This is a genomic window from Murimonas intestini, assembly GCF_024622195.1.
Lineage (GTDB): Bacteria > Bacillota > Clostridia > Lachnospirales > Lachnospiraceae > Murimonas > Murimonas intestini.
In genome coordinates this window covers 1-22,177 of record NZ_JANKBI010000008.1, presented here as the reverse complement: position 1 = coordinate 22,177, position 22,177 = coordinate 1, and the positions used below count along the sequence as shown (strand labels likewise).

Here is a 22,177-nt window from a genome sequence, read left to right as displayed (position 1 = left end):
ATAAGGAGAGAAAACGATGGCAGTAAACATTATTGATAATAAACTATTTGCACTTCATACAAAAAACGCCAGCTATGTGCTGGGTTTAACCAAGGAAGGGCTGGTTGAAAACCGGTATTGGGGAAAAAGAGTTGATGAGCTGAGTGATTTTTCTGATATTTCCAGCAGCAACCAGACAGTGAATGTCAGCGGACCCCAGTTATACAGAGAAGAATGTTCTTCATTTGGGGGAATGCGGTTTAAAGAGACTTCGCTGAAGGTGACGTTTGCGGATGGAGTGCGGGACTTCAGGTACAGGCTGGCAGAAGTGAAGGCCGGTGAAGAACATTTGGAGCTGGTTCTGCAGGATATCTGCTATCCATTTGCGGTACATCTGCATTACCATGTCTATGAGGAAGAAAATCTTATAAAAAAATGGCGTGTTCTTGAAAATAGAGGACAGGAGCCTATTATTCTGGAGAGCGTATATTCTGCGGAATACGGGCTTTCAGGCACAGGATATGAAACAATTAACTATAAGGGCCGCTGGGGGGCGGAATTCTTGGCACACAGTGAGCCTGTGGAGGCAGGAAAAAAAGTATACGAGAGCTTATATGGCCTGACGGCCCATACAGTAAGCCCCTTCTTTTTAGTACATAAGCATGCAGAGGAGACAAAAGGGGATGTGTATTTTGGAGCTTTGGAATATTCCGGGAATTTTAAAACTGTAATTGAAGCTGTTAACTGTGATTATCTCAATATCCTGATCGGGATCAGTGACACGGATTTTGCCTGGACACTGCATGGGGGAGAAAGTTTTGAGACTCCGGCGGTTTATGCAGGATATACATCTGATGGATTTGAGGATATGACACACACACTCCATCACTTTTGCTTCCGGCATATGATGCCCCAGGTTCTGGCAGAGAAGCCGCTGCCGGTGCTTTATAATTCCTGGTATTCTACAACCTTTGATGTACAGTGTGAAGAACAGATAGCCCTTGCAGAACGTGCGGCAAAGATGGGCGTGGAACTTTTTGTGGTGGATGACGGCTGGTTTGACGGCAGGAACGATGATACGGCAGCTCTGGGAGACTGGTATGCGGATGAGAAAAAATTTCCTGAAGGACTTCAAAAGCTTATCCGTGAGGTAAATGCACTGGGCATGAAATTCGGCCTTTGGATAGAGCCGGAGATGACAAATGAAAACAGCAGGTTATATAGAGAACATCCTGACTGGATTTACCGCTACCCGACAAGAGAAGTGCTGATGGGAAGAAATCAGTATGAACTGGATATGTCAAATCCGGAAGTCGTAGACTATTTAATCGGACTTTTTGATAAACTGCTGGCAGAAAATAATATTTCATATATTAAGTGGGATATGAACCGCTATGCAGCGGAAATGGGCAGCGCCAATTATGACAAATCCCAGTGGAAGGAACTGTGGTTTAGGAATACCCAGGGGGTTTACCGCCTGGCGGAAGAATTGAGAAAACGCCATCCCCATGTGGAGTTTGAAGCGTGCGCTTCAGGCGGAGGAAGAGTAGATTATGGGGCAATGAAATATTTTGATGAATACTGGCCCAGCGATAATACAGATGCTTATGACCGTCTTTATATGCAGGAGTGGTACAGCTATCTTTATCCCATCAAATATATGAGGGCGTGGCTGACAGATGATTTTGGAATGGATCAGAGAAAGATCCCGCTGCAGTTTTCCATGTACAGCGCCATGTGCGGCTCCCTGGGGATCGGTACAGATCTGAATAAAACTTCAGAAGAACAGCTGGAAACTCTGGCAGGATATATTGAAATTTATAAACAGATCCGTGAGACAGTTCAGCTGGGGGATTTATACCGTCTGTGTTCCTTTAGGGACGGAGATATCCATGCTGTACAGTATGTGAGAGGGGAAGAGAGTGCAGTGTTTGTATTCCTCGACCATGAGCGTTACGGGAATTCCTGGTATAACCTGAAGCTTAGAGGACTGAAACCGGAAAAACGCTACTGTTTTGAGTTAAATGGAAAAGAACAGTCCAAGACAGGAGAATTTTTGATGAATGCAGGTATTTCATTAATTTTAAAAGGAGACTATGACAGTTTACTGATTCGGCTTAAAGAGGTAAAGTAACTGTCCGTGGAATGCAGTTATGACAGAACTACAGAATATAGTCTGGAAAAACCTGGAGGGAATACAGTTAGAAAACGAATTTCTGTCAGTTGTGGTGCTGCCGTCCCTGGGAGGGAAAATTGCTTCCATCTTTGAAAAAAAGAGAGGAGTGGAGCTGGCAGCCCAGAATGCGGGTGATTTTTACAGGATTCCCGAATGGGGGGATGATTTTTCGCTCTATGATGCATCTGGTCTTGACGAGGCCTTTCCCAACATTGCGGAGGCGGTTGTTGAAAGAGACGGGAAGGAATACATATATCCGGATCATGGAGAAATATGGAGCAGCAGCTTTGGGTGGATAAGGGAAGAAGAGGGAGTCCGGCTGAAATACCGCAGCAGAAGATTTGGTTATGTGTATGAAAAGAAAATCACTCTGTCAGGAAATCAGATTATTCTGGACTATGATATACAAAACCAGTGGGACCAGCCTTTTCCCTGTATCTGGACTTTCCACGGGTTGATGCGCTATGAAGAGGATATGCAGTTTTTGTATTCTGACGAAGCAGAGCGTTTTGAAAATGTTTTTGAGAGTGAAGAGCTGGGGAGAGTCGGCGAACGGTATGACAGGGTAAATGAGCGCTATGATTTTGAGCGTGTCCCTCCTAAAAAAACAAAGGCCATGGTTAAGTTTTACGTAGACGGAAAATTGGAAAACGGATTCTGCGGATACAGATATCCGGCACTTGGTGTGGAGTGCAGATACCATTATGACGCTGAAAAATTCCCCTATCTTGGGGTATGGATTACAGCGGGAGGTTTTCGGGGAGATTACAATTGTGCAATGGAGCCGGCAAACGGTTACTATGACAATGTTAAAATCGCAGAAAAAAATAATACGCTTTATTATTTAAAAAAGGAAAATCCGTTAAAGTTTTCATTGCAGATCGAAGTATGTGATTTAAAAAATGATAATGTGAGGTAAGAAATAATGAATAAAATTGTTTCCGTATGGGAAGAAGATGTGGTGATCCCCACTTATGCGATAGGGGAGCCAAATAAAAACCCCATGTTTTTAGAGAAAAGGGTATATCAGGGGAGCAACGGCAAAGTATACCCGCATCCTGTCATCGATAAAATCTATGATGAAAAGGAAGACCAGACGTACCATGCAGTGTACCTGGAAAACGAATATCTGAAGATTATGGTTTTGCCGGAGCTGGGCGGCAGGATCCAGAGAGCGACAGATAAGACTAATAATTATGATTTCGTCTATTACAACCATGTTATCAAACCGGCTCTTGTAGGGCTTGCAGGCCCCTGGATCTCGGGCGGAATTGAGTTTAACTGGCCCCAGCATCACAGGCCCAGTACATACGATCCGGTGAGCTGGCACTTTTCTGAAAATGAAGACGGCAGCTGTACGGTATATGTAAGTGAAGTGGAAAATATGTTCCGCACTAAGGGCATGGCAGCTTTTACTCTATATCCTGGAAAAGCTTATCTGGAAATTAAGGCGCAGCTTTATAACCGCACCAATATGGAGCAGACTTTTTTATGGTGGGCGAACCCGGCAGTTCCTGTAAATGACTATACACAGTCTGTTTTTCCTCCGGATGTCCATGCAGTTATGGACCACGGAAAACGTGATGTTTCCCGTTTTCCCATTGCTACGGGAACTTATTACAAGATGGATTATTCAGAGGGCGTGGATATTTCCAGGTATAAAAATATTCCGGTTCCCACCTCCTATATGGCATATCACTCAGACTATAATTTTGTAGGCGGATATGATTATCAAAAGAACGCGGGAATTCTCCATGTGGCTGACCACCACATAGCGCCGGGCAAGAAACAGTGGACCTGGGGCTGCGGAGAGTTTGGACAGGCCTGGGACAGAAACCTGACGGATGAGGACGGTCCGTATATTGAACTGATGACAGGATGTTTCACAGACAACCAGCCGGATTTCACCTGGATGCTTCCATATGAAGAAAAGGTATTTACCCAGTATTTTATGCCGTATAAGGGAGTTGGCATGGTAAAAAATGCTACAACAGACGCATCACTGGGGCTGGAGGTAAAGGACGGAAAAGCAAATGTCACGGTATATACAACCGGTGTGGAAAATAATGCACAGATCAATGTATATTTAAAAGGGAAATTGTGGAAAACAGAGGTACAGGATCTGTCCCCTGTGGATATCTATGAGAAAGAAATAGATATGCAGCCGGATGTGAAGGAGTGGGATGTAAGGGTCTGTGTTCTGAATGAAAAAGGAAAAGAACTTGTATCCTACCAGGGAAAAGAGCCAAAGGTGGAACAGATCCCGGAACCGGCAAAGGAAGCTCCCCTTCCTGAAGAGGCAAAAACAACAGAAGATCTTTATCTGTATGGCAGGCATCTGGAACAATACCGCCATGCCACCTATGAGCCTGCAGATTACTATAAAGAGGGGCTGCGCAGGGACAGTACTGATATCAGGCTGAATAATGCCTACGGAAGGCTTTTATTTTCCAGAGGACAGATTGCTGAGAGCGAAGCATATTTCCGGAAGGCGGTTAAGAAGATGACACGCTCCAATCCAAATCCTGAAGACGGAGAACCTCTGTACAATCTTGGACTCTGTCTGAAGTATCAGGGAAAAATGGAGGAGGCTTACGATGCCTTCTACAAAGCCACCTGGAACGGGGCATGGCAGGATCCGGCATTCTATCATCTCGCCTGTATTTCATGTATTCAGGGGGATTATAAGACAGCCCTGGAGCATATTGAACGCTCAATTGTCAGGAATTATCATAATATGAAGGCCAGAAATTTAAAGGCAGCTATCCTGAGAAAGATGGGACGCATCCAGGAGGCAAAAAAATGGGCGCAGACAGCAGAAGAAATTGATGTGTTGGATTTGAACAGCCGTTATGAGCTTTCCTTTATCCAGGAAGAAGAAAAAGCCGGGGGAGCAGATTACCGGGCAGAAGCGGACAGGATTTTGGCAGGAAACCATCAGACATATCTGGAGATGGCGGTTGATTATATGGAAGCAGGCATGCTTACAGAGGCAGAGACTGTTTTAAATCATTATATATCCGTCTGTGAACAGGGAAAAGTGTATCCTCTGTTTTACTATTATCTTGCATACTGCGAAGGGATAAGAGGAGACAAATCAAAGGCTGACTCATTTATTGAAAAAGGTGAAAAAGCCTGCAGCGACTACTGCTTTCCGCATCGCCTGGAGGATCTTGTGGTCCTGGAGGCTGTGCAGAAGCAGAATGAAAATACGCCGATGGCGGCTTATTATCTGGGCAACCTTTTATATGATAAAAAACAGTATGAGGCAGCAGTAGAGAACTGGGAAAAGACAGCCAGACTGAAACCGGAGTTCCCCACAGCACATAGAAATCTGGCGCTTGCTTATTTTAACAAAAAGGATGACAGGGAGGCTGCCAGAAGAGAACTGGAAATTGCTTATAAGATTGATGAAAATGACTCCCGCGTATTGATGGAACTGGACCAGCTGTATAAGAAAATAGGGATATCTGCAAAAGAACGTCTGGAATTTTTACAGCAGCACATGGAACAGGTGGAAGACAGGGATGATCTGACTGTGGAGTATGTCACCCTTTTAAATACAACAGGTGATTACCGGGAAGCTTTGTCTGTGACGGAAAACAGAAAATTCCATCCATGGGAGGGCGGAGAAGGCAAGATTCCGAAACAGTATATTATATCCCTGATACAGCTGGCAAAAGAAGCCATTGCCGGGGAAGATTATGAGGAGGCAGTTTCTTTGCTTACAAAGGCGGCAGGACCTTATCCATGGAATCTGGGAGAGGGAAAACTGCAGGGAGCACAGGAAAACCATATTTATTATTACCTGGGTATCGCATATGAAAAAGCAGGGGAAACCAGCAAGGCAGAGGAATGTTTTGAAAAAGCCTCCAGGGGATTGTCAGAACCTGTAGGGGCCATGTATTACAATGACCAGCCGCCGGAGATGATCTATTATCAGGGCGCTGCCATGGCAAAATTGGGTAAAATGAAGGAAGCACACAGCAGATTCAACAAGCTGATCAGTTACGGGGAAGAACATATTTTTGATGATGTGAAAATAGATTATTTTGCCGTATCACTGCCAGATCTGCTGATTTTTGAAGAGGATCTGAATGTAAAGAACAGGATACACTGTCTGTTTATGATGGCGCTTGGACATTTGGGAAAAGGAAATGCAGAAAAAGCGGAAGATTATTTTGCCCAGGTACTTTCCCTTGATAAAAACCATCAGGGAGCCATTCAGATTCCCCAGACAGTATTATGAAGGTATTAGCAGGCGGCATCCATCAGGAAGCTAATACATTTTCCGGCGTCAGGATGGTATATAATGATTTCAGGAGATATCACGGGGCAGAGCTGTTAGACTGTCTGCCCCAGTGCAGGCTGTTTAAAGAAGCAGGATATGAGGTGATTCCGGCGGTATTTGCCACAACTATACCGTCGGCGCCTTTGGACAGGACGGAATTTGATAAATTCATAGAGGATTTCTTTTCCTCCTGTAATGACAAAGGAGTTCCCAATGCAATTTACCTGTGTATGCACGGCGCTATGTATATCAAAGGGGTGGGGAGCGGCGAGCTGTACTTTATTAAAAAGCTGCGGGAAAAATACGGGGAGAAGGTGCCTGTTTTTGCCTCATTTGATTTTCATGGAAATATGTTTCCTGAACTGGCGGAAAAACTGAATTATGTGACTGCATACAAGACTGCACCCCATGTAGATGAAACAGAAACAGGGGAGAGAGCTGTAAGGGCTCTGATTTCCAGCTTAAAAAGCGGAAAAATACCGGAAGTTAAATGCATCAGCATTCCCATGACTTTTCCGGGGGAAATGGTTATTACAGGGGAGTTCCCGTCCTGTGAGATCCAAAGCTGCACAGAAGCCATTGTCCGGGACAAACTGGCGATGGAAGTATCCTGGTTCTGCGGGTTTATCTGGTCTGATTCAATGGAAAACCATATGAGTCTGGCAGTGACATCCTGGGAATTTTCAGAGGAGCTGGAAAAGAGGGTAAAAGCAGCTGTGAATAAAATATGGTCACTGCGCAGGGAATTTCATTTTAACATCCCGGCATTGGAAGTGGATGAGGGGCTGCATACGGCGCTGAAAAGGGCCGGAAATATGAAGAAGGTATTTCTGTCAGACTCCGGTGATAATGTAACGGCAGGAACATCCGGAGATAACGCATTCATGGCTGATGCCATTCTGAAGTATATAAAGAAACATCCGTCCTGTGCGGACAGAAAAATTCTGATTACAGGAATTGCAGACAGGGAGGCGGTAAACTGCTGTACAAAGAGGGAGCCTGGAGAGGAATTGATACTTTCCATAGGGGGAAAACTGGACTCTTCCAGCACAGCTGTGGAAGGCTGTTTCACTCTGATCCGGACTGGAGTGATCCCGGAAAGCCGTTCTAATAAATCCATGCCTTTTGCTCTTGCAAGAAAAGGGAACACGGATATCCTTCTGAATGCTGAGCGTTATGCCTACACTGATCCCCGGCAGTTTGAAGCTCTGGATATCGATCTGGAGGAGTATGATCTGATCTGCATAAAGCTGGGATATCTGTATGCAGAACTTGAGGAGATTGCTAACGCCGCATACATGGTATTCTCACCGGGAAATGCTCCGCAGAAGCCCAGGATGATCCCTTATGCAAAAGAGAGAAAGGATTTTTACCCTTTGGCGGATGTGGAGTTTGATATGGACGGAGAGTGGGAAGGATGGTGGAAACGTGGATAAAGCATATCAGAATATCAGTTACCAGAAAGTAAACCCTCCTGTGCAGCACTGGCCCAAAAGTCCGGTAAGCCTTACAAAAGAGACGATGGACCAGCGCCTGAATAAAGTTTTAAGACAGATGGAAGAAAAAGGGACAGATGTGCTCTGTGTCTATGCAGACCGGGAACACGGCGGAAATTTTGGATATCTGACAGGATTTGAGCCGCGCTTTGAGGAGGCGGTCCTTGTGCTCCACCGGGACGGAAAAGCATTTTTAATGCTGGGCAATGAGTCACTGCGTATGGGAAATTACTGCAGAATAAAAAATACTGTGATACATGTACCCCATTTTTCCCTGCCAAATCAGCCCATGGAAACAGAGTTTACTCTGAGAGAGCTTTTTGAAAAGGCGGGAATCAGTCAGGGAATGTGTATCGGTATAGCAGGATGGAAATTATTTACTTCCCATAAGGAGGACAACGCACAGCTTTTTGAAGTTCCATACATGATAGTGGAGAGTATTAAGAGTGCAGTGGGAAAGCAGGGACGTGTTCAAAACGAGGGGGGTCTGTTCATTTCACCGGATACAGGAGTGAGGGTGCTGAACAATGCTAATGAGATCGCCCACTTTGAATACGGCGCCGCCCTTGCATCCGATTGTGTGCTGGAGGCTCTTGAGCAGGTGGAAACAGGAAAAACAGAACTTGAGATAGCGGACTTTCTCGCCGCCAGTGGCCAGCCTGTGAATGTACAGACAATTTGCGCCACGGGGGAGCGTTTTACAAACGCTGAGGTGGCGCCCAGAAATAAGAAGATTGCTTTGGGAGATACGTTTTCTGTGACTATGGGACTGCGGGGAGGATTGACTTCGCGGGCCGGATACATAGCCCGCTGCAGGGAAGACCTTCCGGAGAAGGCCTGTGATTATATGGAGAAAATGGCAGTGCCGTATTTTGCAGCGGCGGCAGCCTGGTTTGAGACAGTGGGAATCGGGGTGACAGGGGGAGAACTCTATGAGATCATAGAGCGGGTACTCCCGAAAAGCGAATATGGCTGGGTATTAAATCCCGGACATTTGACTTCTTCGGAAGAGTGGCTCTCTTCTCCCATTGAACGGGACTCAGCCATCTGTTTAAAAAGCGGTATGATGCTGCAGATGGATATTATTCCAAAACGTGCAGGGTACGGAGGAGCGAGTGCTGAAGATGGAATTGTGATCGCAGATGAAGCCCTGCGTGATGAGATCCGGAGCAAGTATCCCGAAACCTGGGAGCGCATGTGCCGCAGACGTAAGTACATGGCAGAAGAACTGGGGATCCGGTTAAAAGAGGAAATATTGCCCATGTCTGATTCAACAGGGTATTTCAGGCCTTATTTATTGAATAAAGGATATGCATTAAAGAATATGAGCTGTACTTCTTGCACAGATTTTGATATAATAACCTCATAGTATGGTAGTGTACAGGAGGCATATATGGCTGAAAATTATGAAGGCATGGCGATAGGTATTTTTGAACTGGACAGCGAGTGTGCCTGTTTTGTAGCGCTGGATGCAGCAGCTAAAACAGCGGCTGTCAAGATCCAGGGTGTGGAGAGGAACCGTCTCAAAGCAGGTGCCTGTGTGAAGATGCGGGGAAGTATATCAGATGTCAAAGCGGCGATGGAGGCTGCCCTCAGGGCTGCAGAACCGATTTCCAGGATCACCGCCCATTCGGTTATCGCATCACCAGCTGGCGATACAGAAAAAGCAATGGCGATAACAATTAATAAATAATGTGCGGAAGGAAGAGGTATATTTATGACGTATGGAGCATTCGGATTAGTTGAGGTTCTGGGAGAAGCCAATGCAATATTAGTGGCGGATCAGATGCTGAAGGCTGCAGATGTAAAATATGAGACACAGGATACAAAGTGCGGAGGACATGCCCTGATATTTGTGAGCGGCAGCGTCTCAGCGGTAAAGGCTGCTGTAGATACAGTTGTTGAAGCCCCGCCCTGTGAAGTCATAAAGACTGCAGTAATATCCAACCCTTCAGAAGAAATGGTGGGTATTGTGGAGATGTTTAAGGCCAGAAGGAAAAAGAAGTAGAATCAAGTCCTGATCAGGCACCGCAGCAGTGGATCTTTTAAGCAGATCTGCTGCTGCGGTGTTTTCGGCAGATAAGACAGCACACATTTCAGAGGTGACAGATGATAGATAAAAAAGAATTTCTAACTAAATATAACATCGAAGAGTCGGAGCTGGAAGCATCGGCATTGAGCTGGGATGAATTGACGGCCATATGTGAGGACTATATACAGCGGGAAGAGAAGCTGAGAAATATAGGCAAAGATTTTGTGAATGACTATCTTTATGATATTGAAAAGGCAGGTATCCATTCTTACCGCTACAGAATAAAAGCTCCCGGACATCTGCTGGAAAAGATTATCAGAAAGAGATGCGAGCATTTTGAACGGTTTGAGAAGATCGACAGAAGCAATTATTATAAGTATCTTACTGATCTGATTGGAATCAGGGTATTTTTCCTTTACCGGGAGGACTGGATCTATTTTCATAAGTATATTACATCGGTTTTTGAAAATAATCCTGATCTTTATGTTGAAGACAGAATACATGACTTTGACGAAAATGAGGCCCACTATTATATTGCAGAGAGGCCTAAGGTATACCGCAGGACAGGTGACAGCAGGATATATGACGAGGACATCATAGATATCAGGTCTGACGGAATCTACCGCTCCCTCCATTACATCATTAAGTACAAGGGGTACTATGTGGAGATCCAGGGAAGGACACTTTTTGAGGAGGGATGGAGTGAGATCGATCACGATATAGTTTATCCATACTTTAAAGATGACGAGATGCTTACGGATTTTTCCACTCTGCTGAACCGTCTGTCAGGGATGGCTGACGAGATGAGCTCATATTTCCGCAGGATGCGCAGCATAAAAGAAGATACGGAAAAAGCTGCAGAGAAGGCGGCGGAAAATGCAGAAGGAACAGGGGAGGATGCCTGACATCCGAATAACGAAGAGCCTGCTGCTGTGCTCCTGACAAACAAAACTGGACTGGCTAAAAATATCATAACTGGATATTTAAAACAAACCAAATAAATGATATCTTTAGTCTTGTTGTAACTGTCAAGTCCCGTCACAGTTACGTTTTGTTACTATAATTGCTGGCATTGTCAGACATTGAAAGGAGACAGAGTATGGATCAGGAGAGATATAAGTTAAACAAGCAGCTGGCGCAGATGCTAAAGGGCGGAGTCATCATGGATGTGACTACTCCGGAGCAGGCACGTATTGCCCAGGAGGCAGGCGCATGTGCTGTCATGGCGCTGGAGCGGATTCCGGCGGACATAAGGGCTGCGGGCGGTGTGTCCAGGATGAGCGATCCCGGAATGATAAGAGGAATACAGGAAGCAGTTACTATCCCTGTAATGGCCAAGTGCAGGATCGGTCATTTTGCAGAAGCACAGATATTGGAAGCCATAGAGATTGATTATATAGATGAGAGTGAAGTACTTTCTCCGGCGGATGATGTTTACCATATTGATAAGACCAGATTTAAGGTGCCTTTTGTGTGCGGCGCCAAGGATCTGGGGGAAGCCCTTCGACGAATCAGTGAGGGGGCTTCCATGATACGCACAAAGGGAGAACCGGGGACAGGAGACATTGTGCAGGCAGTGCGTCATATGCGGAAAATGAACCAGGAGATCGCCAGACTTGTGTCCATGCGCGGTGATGAGCTGTTCCAGGCGGCAAAGGAACTGCAGGTGCCGTATGAACTGGTACAGTACGTTCATGAGAATGGTTCACTTCCTGTTGTGAACTTTGCCGCAGGAGGAGTAGCCACACCGGCTGACGCGGCATTGATGATGCAGCTGGGGGCCGAGGGAGTATTTGTAGGTTCAGGAATCTTTAAATCAGGAGACCCGGCAAGACGTGCGGAGGCTATAGTAAAAGCTGTGACGAATTACCAGGATCCTCACATGCTGGCCAGACTTTCCGAGAACCTGGGAGAGGCCATGGTGGGCATCAATGAGCAGGAGATCCAAGTGCTCATGGCAGAGCGGGGCAAATAGATGAAGGGCGCCGGTATAACAGTAGGAGTCCTGGCTGTGCAGGGTGCATTCACAGAACATGAACGAATGCTTAAAAGGCTTGGGGCCGAAGTATTTGAGATACGGCAGAAGCAGGATCTGCAGAGGCCGTTTGACGGTCTTATCCTGCCGGGGGGTGAGAGCACTGTCATGGGAAAGCTGATGTCAGGGCTGGAGCTGCAAGAACCGCTGAAGGAGAAAATAATATCAGGACTTCCTGTATTTGGAACATGTGCAGGAATGATACTTCTTGCAGAAAAGATCTCCAATGATGAGGCCGTTTACTTTGGCACTCTGCCCGTCACGGTCAGACGAAATGCCTATGGACGCCAGCTGGGCAGTTTCCATACAGAGTGCAGAATGGCCCATGTGGGCAGGGTGCCCATGAGCTTTATCAGGGCACCCTATATAGAAGACGCCGGACCGGGAACTGAGATCCTGGCCAGGGTGGAAGGGCATATCGTGGGAGTACGGTACCAGAACCAGCTGGCAGTATCCTTTCACCCTGAAGTCACAGATGACACAGGAGTACACGCATATTTTCTGGATATGATAAGGAAAAGCCTTAACAATACTTGAGCGTGTTTAAAAAAATCATTTACTGTGGGATGACCAGTACCTGGCCGACATAGATCAGGTTAGGGTTCTGGATATGGTTAATATATGCAAGAGCTGCCGTGGATGAATGAAAACGCAGCGCTATTGCAGACAGGGTGTCGCCGGCTTTTACATGGTAGATGACATTGTTTACCTGTCCGGGGAGCCGGAGTACCTGGCCGGGATAGATCAGGTTAGGGTCTGCAATGTTATTCAGAGAGGCGATCTCCTGCACAGTTGTGCCAAAATATTGAGCTATCCAGGACAGCGTATCCCCGCCTTTAACTGTATAAGTGTCTGAAGTCTCCCCGCTAGGTGTACCGCCAGGATTCTGTCCGGTGCTTCCGCCGGTACTGCCGCTGCCGGAATTGCCCGACTGGGGGATTATCAGTATCTGACCGGGGAATATAAGGCTGGGGTCGGAGATACCGTTCAATGAGGCAATGTCGGAGACAGTAGTTCCATAGCGCTGGGCGATGGCCCACAGTGTATCGCCGCTTCTGACAGTGTACGTAATATTTTCTCCGGCACCTGGTTCTTCGGGGGCTGGCTCCTTATCTGTGAAAATCGTATCCTTGAAGTAATCTAAATCAACATTGCCTGAGATACCGGGGACATAGCCGGAGTCAGAATACTGGAAACCGCTCCAGCTGCTCCAGGCCCCTGTGCTTTCAGGCTGCGTAACTTCATAATCTGCGACCCAGAGCGGGTACTCTGTGAACGAGGAGTCAAAGACTGCCGAAGCATCATAGGAATTGCTGTAAAAGGCAGGCAGGTAGCCCAGATGTCCTTCCAGAGTTTCCAGATAGGCGGCGGCAATCTCATTTATTTCTTCCCCGCTGAGCTCCGGGAAGCTTTCAAAATCCATAGCCGGGCGGCAGTCGATGACCTTATCCCTGATCAGGGAATAGAAGAAATCGGCCTGCTGCCTGGCTTCTTCTGCAGTGGAGGCTGTCACGTAGTGATAGAATCCTATCTTCATGCCTGCTGCCCTGGCCTTCTGGTAATTTGATATAAAGTAAGGGTCAATATAGCTAAAACCTTCGCCCGCTCTGATGTAGACGATCTCTATTCCGGCATCCCGGACAGATTGGAAGTCAATATCCCCCTGCCATTGGCTGACGTCAATTCCATGATAGAGCCTGGCGCTCTCGGCGTAAAGAACCATGGGACAGGTGAGAAAAAGAAGGAAGGGCACCAGGAAACACAATATATTTCTAACGGTTTTCATACGCGTTATATTCCTTTCATCAAAATATTTAATATGAACCTGCTTTGCAACTGTGAAAGTAATGAACAGTTACCCTACTTTAATATATGAGCATCAACAAAACTTGACCCAGGGCATGTGCGGCTGATGGAGATCTTATGGCAAGATATGTATTGACTCTTACACAGTGGTATGCTTTATACTGTATTTGAGCTCAAAATTACACATATATGTGAGGAATAAAGAATGTTAAAAATAGGAGATTTTTCGAAACTATCAAGAATCAGCATCCGTATGCTGCGCCATTATGACGACATTGGCCTGCTTGTTCCCAACGAGGTAGATTCCTTTACCGGGTACCGCTATTATCTGGAATCACAGCTTCCCAGAGCCGGGCAGATCCAGGCCCTGAAAGGCATGGGCTTCGGACTGGCCATGATTGGGAAGATACTGGACAAGTATGATGATCCTCAGGAACTGGAGCATTTTCTGCTTCTGAAAAAGGAGGAGTTAGAGGAAGAGTCAAGGGAAGCCAGGCGTCGGATGCAGGTTATCGACAGCACTATCAGATGGCTGAGAAAGGACGGTAATATGTCAGGTTATGAGGTTACGTTAAAAACAATGCCTAAGAGATATGTGGCAAGTCTGAGGGATGTAATCCCCTCTTATGATTGCGAGGGAACGCTTTGGCAGAGAATGAATGATGAGATACGCTCCCAGAATGTCAGGCCTGCCGTTCCGTGTTACGGACTGGCAATCTTCCATGATGAAGGATTCAAGGAAAGTGACGTGGATGTAGAGGTACAGTCAGCCGTGGAGGGGACATACGAGGATACAGAGCATGTCAGATTTAAGACTGTAGAGGAAGTACAGATAGCATCTGCCACATATAAAGGCGGATATGATCAGCTGACAAAGGTAAACAGGGCTGTGGCTGACTGGGTCAGTGAGAACGGATATGATTATGACGGAGCATCCTTCTGCATCTATCATGTAAGCCCTTATAATGCCAAGACCCCGGACGATTTAGTGACAGAAGTTTGTTATCCGGTGAAGAAGAAAGAAAAGAGATAAGAGCAGCGCAATGCCGGCAGGCTAAAAGAAACGAGAGAAATAGTGCAAGATTCACTGATTCTCTCGTTTTTGTTTATTTAAAGGGCAGTTTTTGTATATGGTATTTTAATTAGAAACTGCTTCAGAGAGCAGGGCCTGTAATTCATCATGAGAATCTTTATACATGACATACTGTTGTCATATTACTTCGTGTAAGATATTATTAATTCAGCTAAGGCAGACTGGCTGAACATGATTCAGGAGTGAGGAAATCCCATCGTTACCAGCGATTTTAAATGGATTTCTGCATGTAACTGTGAAAGTGCTGAATAGTTACCAATGGATAATAAAAGAAGACGAAGGATGGGAGAAAGACTATGATTACGACAAGATGCGGACTGGATTGTGAGAACTGTAAGTGGAAGGAAGACTTTGGGTGCGGCGGCTGTATTAAGACGGGCGGAAATCCATTTCACGGGGAATGCAGGCTGGCGAAGTGCTGTCAGGAGAAGGGGCATGTCCATTGTGGGGAATGTGGAGAATTTCCCTGTGAACTGTTGATAAGTTTTACAAATGATGAGGAGAATGGGGATAATCCACCGGGGGCAAGGGTTGAAGTGTGCAGGAAGCTCAAGGAGGTACAGAACAGCAGATACCCCTGGCTCTCTGAATACTGCGCGGATAAGCCGGGGGCAGAAAGTGATTTTAAGGTGGAGTGGCAGTGGAAAAGATTTATGGTAGATGGAAAGATGTATGCTGCTGTCTGTAAGGACAAGGAGGGCAGGGATTATCTTCTGACAGTGAAGCTGCCGCCGGATCTGGGAGAGGGGCTGCGCGCCCGGTATCATGATATTATTCCGGGGTATTACTGTAATAAGATCCACTGGAATTCTGTCAGGCTGGATGGGGAGGTGCCCGATGATCTTGTGAAGGATATAATAGATAAGTCATATGAACTGATCATAAAAGGTCTGTCTAAGAAAAGACAGAAGGAAATCTCAGAATTAAGATGATAAAGTGAAAGATATGTAGTAAAATGAGCTCATCAAATATTTATGCCCTGCTGGGCATATGAAATTACAGGAGGCAGTATGAAAAATTTCAGATTTGCAGTGATGGGTTCAGGAAATATTGCGAAGCAATTTTGTGATACAGTGAGAAGTATGGACGGCTGTGAAGTAGCGGCAGTATCCAGCAAATCCATGGAGAAGGCCAGAAGGCTGGCGGACGGGCAGGGAATAGAGGCTGCCTATGACAATTATGAAAAAATGCTCATAGAGCAAAAGCCGGACTGTGTCTACATAGCTGTCACACCCAATGCCCACTATGATCTCTCCATGCTCTGCCTGGACTACAAGGTCCCCGTGCTGTGTGAAAAGGCCATGTTTTTAAACAGCGCCCAGGCAGAGGCAGTATTTGCCAGGGCACGGGCGGAGAAGGTCTTTGTGATGGAGGCCATGTGGAGCAGGTTCCTGCCGAATATAAAGAATGCAAAGAAATGGATTGAAGAGGGCAGGATCGGGAAGGTGACTTTTGCAGAGGCATCCATAGGATTTTCTGCTCCACAGGATATAAACACGCGTTATTTTAATCCTGAGCTGGGCGGAGGGGCGGCATATGACCTTACCGTATATGCATATGAAATTACAACGTATGTTCTGGAAGGAATTATCGAGAAAACTCAGGCCCAGGCTGTGTGGGGCGCTACAGGTGTAGACTATACAGACCACATTGTTCTTACCTATAAGGATAAAATAGCTTCCCTGCATGCGAGCATAGTCTCTCTTTTAGATGACAAGCTTATTATCTGCGGAGAAAAGGGACGTATTGAGATTCCCCATCCCCACTACGGAAAGGAAGCCTTCCTATATGAAGCAGGGAGGACAGAGCCAGTGGTTTTCCAGGATAAAGAGACAGTTTACGGTTTTTCTTATGAAATACAGGAAGTAATGGACTGTATCTCCAGGGGAGAGATCGAGAGCCAGGTTATTCCCCATAAGGATACCATAGCCTGCGCCAGGGCGTTTGATCTGATATTGGAGACAAAGCCGCAGGATATATAAAAAGTTGAGCAAAGGGCATCTTACAGAAACGTAAACTATATTTGAATTTGATTTTACAATTTTCTGTTATATTACTCCATGACGCTATTATAAGTGTGCCGTAAATGGCATGAGATGATTGGAGGATGCTGCAGAAAATGAAGAAATTAATTTGTATGGTATTGGTCGGAGTTATGAGCGTGGGGGCTCTCGCTGGATTTAAAATGGAAAGCCAGTCCCTGGGACTTGAAAAGGTGGAAAACGCCAGGCAGATCGGAGGATATCAGACAGCGGACGGCAGACATGTCAGGGAGGATGTGCTGCTCAGGAGCGGTAAGCTCTCCGGGGCCACAGAGGAAGATTTGAATATTTTGACTGAAAAATATAACCTGAAGCAGGTGGTAGACTTCAGAACTTCAGATGAGGTATCATCTGAGCCGGACCCGGACATAGAGGGAGTCACAAATACAAATGTCAGGGTACTGGATGAGAGCTCGGATACAGGTAAATCTGCTGCAAACGCTATGACTGGCATATATCAGGATGATCCTGCTGCTGCCATGATATCTATGGTAGAAAACGGTATGGTTGATGAGGATATGTATGTGGATGTGGCAATGGATGAACATGCACAGGAAGCATATCGCCAGTTTTTCCAGATCCTGCTTGAAAACGAAGACGGAGCAGTCCTGTGGCACTGTACAGGCGGAAAAGACAGGGCAGGAACTGCAGCAGTGCTTCTGCTGTCAGCTTTGGGCGCAGACAGAGAGACTATTCTTGATGACTTTGCACTGACAAATGATTTTAATGCTGCAAAGATTGAGTACATGGCAGATGAGGCAGCTAAAAAGACAGATGATCCTGCAGTGATAGAGGGTGTCAGAACGCTGACAGGCGTAGACCGGGCATTTATGGAAAAGATGCTGGATGCCATAGATGAAAAATATGGTTCAATGGATCTTTATCTGAAGGAAGCTGTGGGACTTACAGAAGAAGATATTAAGAATCTTCAGGATAAGTATCTTGTATAGCGGGATATGATCCAATGAACTGGTGGGGAGGAGTCCCTGGCCTGAGAGTTATTACCGCGGGCAAAGTCGGGTGAACATGTTTGCATGTGCATTTGTTGAATGCCATGGGTGATTTGATTTATACATTATATATAGAGTCCTTGTTCAAGGTGTGTTTGAAAATCAGACAGCCTTCAGCTGAACAGGGACTTTTTTCTATTCACAGCCATTTGTTACTGTTCACAGCCCCGCAAAAACGCGGTTCTGCGAACAGTAACGCGCTTCGCGATGCACAGAATCGGCAAAAACGCCGTTTCGCGCTGTAAAACTCGGGATTTTCATGCGAAATTCGCACGAAAACACCTCGCGGGACAGTGGCTGTGAATAGTAACAGCCATTTTTATATTACCCGTATTTTTACTTGACATTAAAATCCACCGGATATAAGCTGAAGTCAAAGGCAGATATCAAAAGGAAAACCCTGGGGGAAGGCAGATACAGACCGCCATATATCATCTTGCAGGGAGAAGAAATAGGGAAAGGAGTAATGATGAAATCAAGAGAAGAGGTAATAAAATTCTGTATGTCATTAAAGGATGTCTATGAAGATTATCCTTTTCATGATGATAACTGGACTGTTATGCGCTGCAGAGGATCTAAGAAGTCGTTTGCTTATATCTATGAAAGAAATGGGAATATCTGGGTGAATGTGAAGTGCCGGCCCGAATGGATCGTGTTCTGGAGGGAGGCGTATGAGTCTGTGGTGCCTGGATATCACATGAATAAAGAGCACTGGAACTCTGTCATACTCGATGGAAAGGTTCCGGATAAAGAGGTTAAGCGCATGATAGCTGAGAGCTACGATATTGTGAGCGGTCATTCCTGAAATAACATCGCAGCTGTGGAGGGAAACTAAGAGATGTGAAGTGGTACACAAGGAGGCGGAAGATGAAACGACAGAATGACTGGTATACCGGCATAGATCATTACAGTAATTACATGGAGAGAGACATTCAGGTGGAATATATGAAGATTTCAAAGCCTACGAAACAATCGCTCCATGAGAGAGTGGAAATGTATTATGTTCTGTCCGGGGAAGGAGAGTTCATGGTAAACGGCTGTCCCTGTGAGGCAAAGGAGGGCAGCCTTTTTTGTCTTTATTCCCACAACTTTTACTACATAAGCCATGTCAGAAAGTGCCTTGAGATGGTGTGCGTAAGGTTCCATATCGGGTTGTTTATGTACATGAGCTGGGAGAAGCATCCGGGAAATGCAAATGCAAAGCTTGTCTACGATACAAAGCCTGTAGTCAGACTGACGGGAAGAGAGAAGACACGTACAGAGAATCTTATACAGGATCTGCTTGAAGAGCAGAACAGCGACAGGTTCGAGAGAAAAAATATGATTGAATATAAGACGCTGGAGCTTCATGCTTATTTCTGCCGTTACGCCTTTGAGCAAATCGGTGAGGAAGAACAGGGTGCTGAAAAAGAAAGAAAAGCCTGGGATATAATACTGAAGATCGTTCTGGCAGCCAGCAGTACTCCCTCTCTGGAAGAGGCAGCCTCGGAATGCGGGTATTCCCCGGTCACTCTGAACCGGCGGATCAAGGAAGCCTGCGGGTATACTTTCCATCAGCTTGTCCAATTTGGAAAAGTAATCAATGCATGTGCCCTCCTTCATTTTTCGGAATTGTCCATAGAATATATCAGTGACTTGCTGGAGTTTGCGAGTGTGCAGGGATTTTACCGTGTATTTGCCCAATACTGCGGCATGACGCCCAGACAGTATCAAAAGACTCAGGTGGGTGATGACGGATTTGCAGCAGGGTCAGAGAGCGTGGCGCTGCAGTTTCTTCAATATATTAATCTATATTTTTATGATGACATCACAGAAGCGGATCTGGCACACAAATTCTGTCTGAAGCCATATACAGTGCAGACTGTAATCAAGAAAAGTTTTGGGAAATCTTTTGAAGAACTTCTGGGACAGATACGTGTCAGTTACGCCTGCGGTTTTCTGCAGTCTACAGATAAAAGTATTCTGGAAGTATCCACTATGTGCGGGTTTTCCTCATTAAGCACTTTTCTGAGGTATTTTAAGTGTCATATGAACCAGACTCCGGGACAGTACAGAAAAAGTATGGGCGGCCCGGAGGCTGGTTGAAAAATTGTTTTGAAAGTAGATAAAATATGATAATAAAACCTTGATATTTGAATATAATATCTGCGCTTTCTCCTGCTATAATCAAAATAAAAACGGAGGTAGGTATTATGAGTTCAAAATTATTTCAAGAACTGAAGATTGGTTCAATGACAATGAAAAATGCTGCATTTATGGCGCCCATGTCACTTGGATACGAGAGTCAGGACGGGACAGTAAATGAAGTTCTGCAGGAATACTGGGAAGCCAGAGCAAAGGGAGGAGTGGGGTGCATCATTACAGATGCACTTTCAGTGGATCCAAATGTGCCATATCTGGGAAATACTCTTTGTTTCAGAAGTGAGGAGAGCATAGAATCCTACAGGACTTTTACGGACAGGATACATAAATACGGGACAAAGATCATTCCTCAGATAACCCACCCTGGTCCGGAAAGCATCAGTGCGTTTATGGGTATACCGCCAAAAGCCAGCAGTACATACATAAATTCTATGGGCCAGAAGACGAGAGAGCTGAAAAAAGAGGAACTGCCTGCTATCATTGAGCAGTATGCAAAGACGTCCTATGATGCAAAGCGTGCAGGATTTGACGGAATTGAACTTCACTGTGCACATGCCTATATGCTGCTGGGCTCATTCCTTTCACCAATGCGGAATAAGAGGACAGATGAGTACGGCGGTTCCCTGGATAACCGGGCAAGGCTTCTGTTTCAGGTTCTGGATGCCATTAAGGAAAAATGCGGAAGAGATTTCCCTGTCATTCTCCGTATGAGCGGCAGCGAGAGAAACAGCCAGGGAAATACTCTGCAGGATATGCTGTACCTGGTGCCAATGCTGGAGAAACACGGGGTTGACGCTTTCGAGATCAGCGGCGGGACCCAGTATGAGCAGTGCAACAAGATCATCCCCTGCCACGGAGAGGTGAGGGGTGTCAATGTGCCGGAGGCAGAGGCCATTAAAAATGTGGCTAAAGTTCCTGTGATTGTGGTAGGAAAGATTAATGAGCCGTCCTACGCAGAGTATCTTGTGGATTCCGGCAAGGTAGATGGTGTTGTGATCGGACGCGCTCTTTTAGCAGATCCGGAATTTGTAGGAAAAGCAGAACGCGGGGAGACAGATGCGATCGCGCCATGCACTGCATGTGTAATTGGATGTGTAGGTGAACAGAGCAACAGAAGACATGCTTCCTGTGTGATCAACCCGGCATTGGGGAGAGAAAAGGAATTCTGCTTTACAAAGAGCGATACCCCTAAAAAGACAGCTGTTGTCGGCGGAGGGATTGGAGGTATGGCGGCGGCAAGAGCATTTGCCATGTGTGGCCATGATGTTACATTGTTTGAAAAAGAAGAGCAGCTTGGCGGGCAGATGCGCCTGGCATGCATCCCGCCGCATAAACAGGAGATCAGCAGGTGGATAATCTATCTGGAAAAAGAATTGGAAAAGCTTCCTGTGGATATCCGTCTTGGAGCAAAAGCAGATGCTGAGATGTTAAAAGTTGCAGGATACGAAGTCATCGTGGCAGCGACAGGGGCAGAGCCCTCTCTTCCGCCAGTAAAGGGAATCGACAAGGAGAAGGCTGTGAATGCATGGCAGGTCCTTACAGAGGAAGTTCCGGTACTGGGAGGCAATGTCCTTGTAGTCGGCGGAGGAATCGTGGGCTGTGAAACATGCGAATTTCTCGTGCATCAGGCAAGAGGCCCTCTGCATGTGACCATGATAGAAATGGCTGATGCAATCGGCGCCGGCATGGTAGTCAATAACCAAGTGCCAATGATGAAGAGACTGGCTCAGATGGGTATTGAGATGAAGACAGGATGCCGCCTGCTTGAAGTCAAAGAAAATGCCGCCATCGTGGAATGCCGGGGCCAGGTGACAGAACTTAACAGCCTTACCCACATCATCTATGCCTGCGGTTCCAGGCCCGTGAACAAGCTGTATGAAGAAATAAAAGACAAGTTTTCCAAAGTATACTGCATAGGAGACGCCGCCACCCCAAGACAGGCCCTCGAAGCAGTACGGGAAGCGTATGAGGCGGCGATGGACTGCAGGTAAGTTGCTGTTTAGCTGATTAGGGGCGGGAGGGACGCTTTGCATTTAGGCAGTGAATCAGCATGAGGGACAGGCGGGCGGGAGGAT

At 46.1% G+C, this 22,177-nt stretch carries 18 protein-coding genes; 17 read left to right on the top strand and 1 reads right to left on the bottom strand.

Translation table 11 applies throughout. The features are described 5' to 3' along the window. Window positions 1-16 precede the first annotated feature (16 nt). From NSB28_RS12820 to pdxT, 10 genes are all read left to right on the top strand, one after another. Entirely contained in the window at window positions 17-2,113 is a 2,097-nt protein-coding gene (locus tag NSB28_RS12820; protein ID WP_109625724.1) for an alpha-galactosidase, read from the top strand. Window positions 2,114-2,132: 19 nt separating this feature from the next. Further along, window positions 2,133-3,074, top strand: a complete 942-nt coding sequence (locus tag NSB28_RS12815) for a DUF5107 domain-containing protein (protein WP_109625723.1) — start codon at window positions 2,133-2,135, stop codon at window positions 3,072-3,074. A gap of 6 nt (window positions 3,075-3,080) precedes the next feature. Next, a complete protein-coding gene (locus tag NSB28_RS12810; protein ID WP_109625722.1) occupies window positions 3,081-6,404 on the top strand; it encodes a DUF5107 domain-containing protein in 3,324 nt (1,107 codons plus the stop codon). Beyond that, the gene (locus NSB28_RS12805; RefSeq protein ID WP_109625721.1) at window positions 6,401-7,882 is read left to right on the top strand and encodes a M81 family metallopeptidase; all 1,482 of its coding nucleotides are present in this window, start codon (window positions 6,401-6,403) and stop codon (window positions 7,880-7,882) included. Before NSB28_RS12810 ends, NSB28_RS12805 begins: the two co-directional genes overlap by 4 nt. Beyond that, window positions 7,875-9,311: a M24 family metallopeptidase gene (locus tag NSB28_RS12800; RefSeq protein ID WP_257497778.1), complete on the top strand. Its 1,437-nt coding sequence runs from the start codon at window positions 7,875-7,877 to the stop codon at window positions 9,309-9,311. Before NSB28_RS12805 ends, NSB28_RS12800 begins: the two co-directional genes overlap by 8 nt. Before the next feature lie 24 nt (window positions 9,312-9,335). After that, a complete protein-coding gene (locus NSB28_RS12795; RefSeq protein ID WP_109625719.1) occupies window positions 9,336-9,635 on the top strand; it encodes a BMC domain-containing protein in 300 nt (99 codons plus the stop codon). A gap of 24 nt (window positions 9,636-9,659) precedes the next feature. After that, on the top strand, window positions 9,660-9,950 hold the full coding sequence (locus NSB28_RS12790; RefSeq protein ID WP_109625718.1) for a BMC domain-containing protein: 291 nt from the start codon (window positions 9,660-9,662) through the stop codon (window positions 9,948-9,950). A gap of 101 nt (window positions 9,951-10,051) precedes the next feature. Then, on the top strand, window positions 10,052-10,879 hold the full coding sequence (locus NSB28_RS12785; protein ID WP_109625717.1) for a GTP pyrophosphokinase: 828 nt from the start codon (window positions 10,052-10,054) through the stop codon (window positions 10,877-10,879). A 194-nt stretch (window positions 10,880-11,073) separates the two neighbouring features. Further along, entirely contained in the window at window positions 11,074-11,949 is an 876-nt protein-coding gene (gene pdxS, locus NSB28_RS12780) for a pyridoxal 5'-phosphate synthase lyase subunit PdxS (protein ID WP_109625716.1), read from the top strand. 15 nt (window positions 11,950-11,964) lie between these two features. After that, a complete protein-coding gene (gene pdxT / locus NSB28_RS12775) occupies window positions 11,965-12,546 on the top strand; it encodes a pyridoxal 5'-phosphate synthase glutaminase subunit PdxT (protein ID WP_109626021.1) in 582 nt (193 codons plus the stop codon). Between the two features lie 19 nt (window positions 12,547-12,565). Here pdxT and NSB28_RS12770 read toward each other — a convergent pair whose 3' ends face one another. After that, complete coding sequence (locus tag NSB28_RS12770; protein ID WP_109625715.1) at window positions 12,566-13,795, bottom strand: LysM peptidoglycan-binding domain-containing protein; 1,230 nt, start codon at window positions 13,793-13,795, stop codon at window positions 12,566-12,568. A gap of 225 nt (window positions 13,796-14,020) precedes the next feature. Between NSB28_RS12770 and NSB28_RS12765 the strand changes: the two genes are divergently transcribed. The 7 genes from NSB28_RS12765 (at window position 14,021) to NSB28_RS12730 (ending at window position 22,093) form a co-directional block, all read left to right on the top strand. Beyond that, on the top strand, window positions 14,021-14,848 hold the full coding sequence (locus tag NSB28_RS12765; RefSeq protein WP_109625714.1) for a MerR family transcriptional regulator: 828 nt from the start codon (window positions 14,021-14,023) through the stop codon (window positions 14,846-14,848). A gap of 356 nt (window positions 14,849-15,204) precedes the next feature. Then, window positions 15,205-15,840, top strand: coding sequence for an MmcQ/YjbR family DNA-binding protein (locus NSB28_RS24720; RefSeq protein WP_306812185.1), 636 nt, complete (start codon window positions 15,205-15,207; stop codon window positions 15,838-15,840). A gap of 78 nt (window positions 15,841-15,918) precedes the next feature. Then, window positions 15,919-16,890 (top strand): Gfo/Idh/MocA family protein, encoded by a 972-nt coding sequence (locus NSB28_RS12750; protein ID WP_109625713.1) that lies wholly within the window; start codon window positions 15,919-15,921, stop codon window positions 16,888-16,890. Window positions 16,891-17,027: 137 nt separating this feature from the next. Further along, window positions 17,028-17,900, top strand: coding sequence for a tyrosine-protein phosphatase (locus tag NSB28_RS12745; protein WP_257497777.1), 873 nt, complete (start codon window positions 17,028-17,030; stop codon window positions 17,898-17,900). 529 nt (window positions 17,901-18,429) lie between these two features. After that, window positions 18,430-18,765 carry an MmcQ/YjbR family DNA-binding protein gene (locus NSB28_RS12740; RefSeq protein WP_109626019.1) on the top strand — a complete coding sequence of 112 codons (336 nt, stop codon included), beginning with the start codon at window positions 18,430-18,432 and terminating at the stop codon, window positions 18,763-18,765. Window positions 18,766-18,827: 62 nt separating this feature from the next. Further along, window positions 18,828-20,045: an AraC family transcriptional regulator gene (locus tag NSB28_RS12735; RefSeq protein WP_109625711.1), complete on the top strand. Its 1,218-nt coding sequence runs from the start codon at window positions 18,828-18,830 to the stop codon at window positions 20,043-20,045. 107 nt (window positions 20,046-20,152) lie between these two features. Continuing rightward, complete coding sequence (locus NSB28_RS12730) at window positions 20,153-22,093, top strand: oxidoreductase (protein ID WP_109625710.1); 1,941 nt, start codon at window positions 20,153-20,155, stop codon at window positions 22,091-22,093. The last annotated feature ends 84 nt before the right edge of the window (window positions 22,094-22,177 follow it).